The organism is Dellaglioa sp. CoH-56-MRSF-12 (assembly GCF_056782075.1).
Genome location: NZ_JBXAYD010000011.1, coordinates 1 through 4,217, shown reverse-complemented (window position 1 = coordinate 4,217; position 4,217 = coordinate 1). Strand labels below are relative to the sequence as shown.

The following is a 4,217-nucleotide window of genomic DNA, read 5'->3' as shown; positions in this document are numbered from 1 at the left end:
CAAATCGGAAGGAATTTAAGAAGTTGATACGATCCACTGATTTTCCACCCTCTTGGCAACTCGTTTTCGAGCCGTCGGAGACATGTAGAAATTTTCTGGGTTTGCCACTTTTGAAAAAGTGGCAAGGTCTGTTGTTTTGAATTTGATATTGAAATGAATTTGCAATCGTTGCGGAAAAATGCAAAGGTGAAAATATCATTTCTGTTACTAGAAAAAAGGACAGCTGTAGGCGTTTTTTTTTGTGCCTGTTCACGTCGAACCTTTTCAGCCTAAAGGCGAAAAAAGGGGCAAAGTGGACAGACAGTTTTTAGCCTCGCAGAGACCACACTTCACAGAGTGAAGTATAGTGGGTTATACTTTACTTGGAAGATAACTCCGAAATGAGGTGCGTACTATGAGTTTTGTAGTGGCTAGAATGACGAAATTAAAAGCTGATAATTTAGTCGGTATTGGCAATCATGACCAACGGAAAACGACTAATCACAGCAACGAAGATATTGATGTTTCCCGCTCCCACTTGAATTATGATTTGGTGGCTGGGCGCACTGATAATTTTAAAACGGATATTGAAGCCTATATCAACGAAAATAAAGCTAGTAAGCGGGCAGTTCGCAAAGACGCTGTTTTAGTCAATGAGTGGATTCTAACCAGTGACAAAGATTTTTTTGAGCAATTAGACGAAGTCGAAACCCGTAAATATTTTGAAACAGCCAAACAATATTTTGCAGATAACTATGGCGACGAAAATATTCGTTATGCGGTCGTTCACTTGGACGAGAAGACCCCTCACATGCATATGGGCATTGTGCCCTTTGATGATGATAGAAAGCTCTCAGCTAAGCGTATATTCAATCGTGAAGCCTTACAGCGCATTCAAGAGGAATTACCACAATATCTCAAAGAGAATGGCTTTGATGTTCAACGTGGCAACAAAAACAAAGAGCGTAAGAATTTATCAGTACCCGAATACAAAACTATGCGGGAAGATTTGAAAAAAATAGAGACCGAAAAACAAGAGACACAAGCAAAGCTTGCAGATACTAAAAAACAGCTTGATGAAATCAAGCCACGGGATAACAAAAAAATTGCTAGTAAACCAACTTTGCTGAATAAAAATAAAGTCATGGTTGATAAATCTGATCTCGCTGATTTGGAACAACGGGCGTCTTTTAGTGATAATTACAATCAAATGCATGCTAGAGCAAGGCGTGAAGCCGACTCGTTAAGAGATAAACTGACTAGAACAACGTGGGACTATAATGACCTCGAAAGAGAGAATGAGCGATTGCAAAAGTTAGTCGGAACACTTCAAGGCATTGTCCGCAATGTTGATGAATTTCTACACAAAAAACTAGGTATCAATTTACCTGACAAGTGGCTAGAACGTGCAGGACTAAAAGAACCGTCTAAAAAAGCCCCTGAAAGCTCACAGGAACTCGAAAAACATAAATCTGATGAATTAGGCGGTCCACATCTTTAAAACGCTTATATGGGCTTAAAATGGCATTTAAGAGCTTAATTTAACATCTGGCTAGATTGAACGTCGTTAATTTTGTGTCTGTCAACGGTAAATCGAATTAAAGGGGCTTGCTGCTTTAGCAGTTAGCCCCTTTTTGAGGCTTTAAGGAGTTGATAGACTAGCGGATAAAACACTTTTGCGCATGCAAAGAAAAGCACACCTGCTTTTTTTGCCTGCCCCACGGCGAGTGCGGGGTGAGTTTGAGCGGGAGCTCCCGCTCATTTATGGGGTCAAGCTGACACAGCTTGCGGGTTTGGGCGGAGCCCATATTTTGGTTTGAGTGGGATAAAAATTTTGAAAATCAGGGGGCAGGGAGCGAATTTCGCTCCCGTACTACGACCCCCCTATAAGTGCCGAGTGCCAAATTTTACTTGAATAGGACTTTACGCTTACTCTCCCAATGGATTTGGGAGTTTTTTTATGACCGCCGTTTGACCGCCGTTTTGACCGCCGTTTTTTTAAACGGGTTATTTTTTGACTATATAGACTATAAGTATATAATGATGTATAATGATAAAAAAATAAAGGAGTGAGTTTTATGCCTGAAGAGAAAACAGAATATCAAGTTGTAACCGTTAGAATACCTAAAAAGATGTATGCTGATTACAAAGAGATTTTAAAAAGTGAAGGAAAAATTGTAACTTACGATATTAGAAACTATATGCGTGATGTTATCGAAAAATCTAAGAAAGGAGAAAAATGAGCATAAAAAAAGAGCGCCCTCTCTCAAGTTCGCTCGTGAAAAATGCTTTTATTTTCTAAAGGTGATTATACTATATGACTACTAAAAATACAAAGGCTAGAAACTTTGCATTCATTTTGTATCCTGAAAGTATTCCTGAAAACTTTATTGAAAATTTAGAAAAAACTGGTATTCCTATGGCGATTAGTCCGCTCCATAATTTAGATAAAACTGAACGAAAATTTAAAGATATGACTCCTGATGAACAAGAGATAATAAGTGCTGGTGGATCAATTTATAAAAAACCACATTATCATGTTTTGTATATTGCTCGTAATCCGGTTACTGTTGAAAGTATTCGGAAAAAAATAAAACGTAATTTAGGTGATCAATCTGTATCTCATATCGAAATTGTTGATAGCGTGGAGTATTATTTTCAGTATTTAACGCATGAAAGTTCTGATGCAATTAAGAAAGGTAAACACCGCTACGATAAAAAAGATTTAATCTTTATAAATGATTTTGATATTGATAGATACGTAACACTTGATGAAAATGAAAAGAAAGAATTAAGGCAGACTTTACTTGAAATTGTAGATGAATATAACATTGTTAATGTAAAGGAATTAAGCTCGTTTATCAGACAAAGAGGTAACGAATTTGGAATTGAGAGTATGAAATATGTGAATGAAATAATTTCAAGTTCTTCTGGAATTTTTCGACTATATTTTGATGCAAATTACCAATGTGGTTATCGTCCGGTCTATTCAAAAACCATTGATCCTGATACAGGAGAAATAAAGAATGAGAGAGGGGTGAGAGCATGAGAGAGTTTAGTGAAAGTGATGTTGAGAAATACTTAGAATACACTGATCAAAATGTTATCCCGACTAAAGAGCTTTTAGGTCAATGCTTTATTTGTGGTATAAAGTTAAGTGAAACTGAGACACCTGAAGGTCCAGAAAAACGAGTTGTTTGTTTGAAAGATAGAGATTACTTTGTTGAAGGATTTGAGGAATTGATAGAAATGGGAGAAATAAAATAAATATTGAGACTGGAGAGGTTAAGTAATGATTATTGACGTGGAATATATTGGATTTAAGAACAATTTAGAAGTTAATTATTTGGAGGAAAAGTAATGACACAAGCAGATATTAAATACCGTCCTATTAAACCATCCGATTATCATATCTTGGAAGATATGATTCGCAAATCATGGAACTACGATCGATTAGGAAGCCCAAAATTAGCTAAACAACTGTCTAAAATATATCTTGCCAGTTGTCTTGTTAATCAAACATTTACTAGTGTTGCTGTTTTTAATGAAGTGCCTGTTGGTATTATTATGGGTAAAAATAGAGAAACACATCGTAAACCACTAAGGTATCTTATTCGGCAAGGAATTGCTGTTGCACGAATTGCTATATCTAAAGAAGGGCGTAAAATTGGAAAGACGTTTCAAAAATTTGAAGAAGTTGATGAAATTCTTTTAAAGAGCATTGGTACAAACTTTGATGGTGAATTAGCTTTTTTTGTTGTAGATGGAAACCAACGTGGTTCAGGTATCGGTAAACAATTGTATCAACAATTTTTAGATTATATGACATCTGAAAATCTTAAGACATTTTACTTATTTACGGATACGACATGTAATTTTGGCTTTTATGAACATCAAGGTTTGGAACGATTAGCTGAAGAAACGCTCGATTTGCCAGAATTACAAGAGAATATGCATTTCTATTTGTACGGAAAAATGTGATAAAAGGGGCTAGTATTATATTTTCTAAGTAAAATGAAAAAATGTTATTTCTTAAAAATTTACCTTCAATGGGCGCGATTGTTGAACTATTTTTTTAGAAAAGGGTAGCTTAGGCTACTCTTTTTTATTTGGCCAGTGGGAAAATAAACGGTAGGGTCAACGATAAATGTCTGACTGAAGCAAATCGGAAGGAATTTAAGAAGTTGATACGATCCACTGATTTTCCACCCTCTTGGCAACTCGTTTTCGAGCCGTCG

5 protein-coding genes are annotated in these 4,217 nt (G+C 36.1%); all 5 read left to right on the top strand.

Going from position 1 to position 4,217, the window contains the following annotated elements; genetic code table 11:
* Positions 1-394 precede the first annotated feature (394 nt).
* Positions 395-1,480, top strand: a complete 1,086-nt coding sequence (gene mobV / locus AC1RPY_RS07580) for a MobV family relaxase (protein ID WP_004906452.1) — start codon at positions 395-397, stop codon at positions 1,478-1,480.
* Between the two features lie 577 nt (positions 1,481-2,057).
* A complete protein-coding gene (locus AC1RPY_RS07575) occupies positions 2,058-2,222 on the top strand; it encodes a transcriptional regulator (RefSeq protein ID WP_481761992.1) in 165 nt (54 codons plus the stop codon).
* Positions 2,223-2,296: 74 nt separating this feature from the next.
* Complete coding sequence (locus AC1RPY_RS07570; protein ID WP_481761991.1) at positions 2,297-3,028, top strand: replication protein; 732 nt, start codon at positions 2,297-2,299, stop codon at positions 3,026-3,028.
* Complete coding sequence (locus AC1RPY_RS07565) at positions 3,025-3,246, top strand: hypothetical protein (protein WP_481761990.1); 222 nt, start codon at positions 3,025-3,027, stop codon at positions 3,244-3,246. The genes AC1RPY_RS07570 and AC1RPY_RS07565 overlap by 4 nt, the downstream gene beginning before the upstream one ends.
* A 93-nt stretch (positions 3,247-3,339) precedes the next feature.
* On the top strand, positions 3,340-3,960 hold the full coding sequence (locus AC1RPY_RS07560; protein ID WP_481761989.1) for a GNAT family N-acetyltransferase: 621 nt from the start codon (positions 3,340-3,342) through the stop codon (positions 3,958-3,960).
* The last annotated feature ends 257 nt before the right edge of the window (positions 3,961-4,217 follow it).

What these genes read in the sequence shown, in the direction of transcription:
- mobV (WP_004906452.1), top strand. Translation starts at nt 395, where the DNA reads ATGAGTTTTGTAGTGGCTAGAATGACGAAATTAAAAGCTGATAATTTA.
- AC1RPY_RS07570 (WP_481761991.1), top strand. Translation starts at nt 2,297, where the DNA reads ATGACTACTAAAAATACAAAGGCTAGAAACTTTGCATTCATTTTGTAT.
- AC1RPY_RS07565 (WP_481761990.1), top strand. Translation starts at nt 3,025, where the DNA reads ATGAGAGAGTTTAGTGAAAGTGATGTTGAGAAATACTTAGAATACACT.
- AC1RPY_RS07560 (WP_481761989.1), top strand. Translation starts at nt 3,340, where the DNA reads ATGACACAAGCAGATATTAAATACCGTCCTATTAAACCATCCGATTAT.
- AC1RPY_RS07575 (WP_481761992.1), top strand. Translation starts at nt 2,058, where the DNA reads ATGCCTGAAGAGAAAACAGAATATCAAGTTGTAACCGTTAGAATACCT.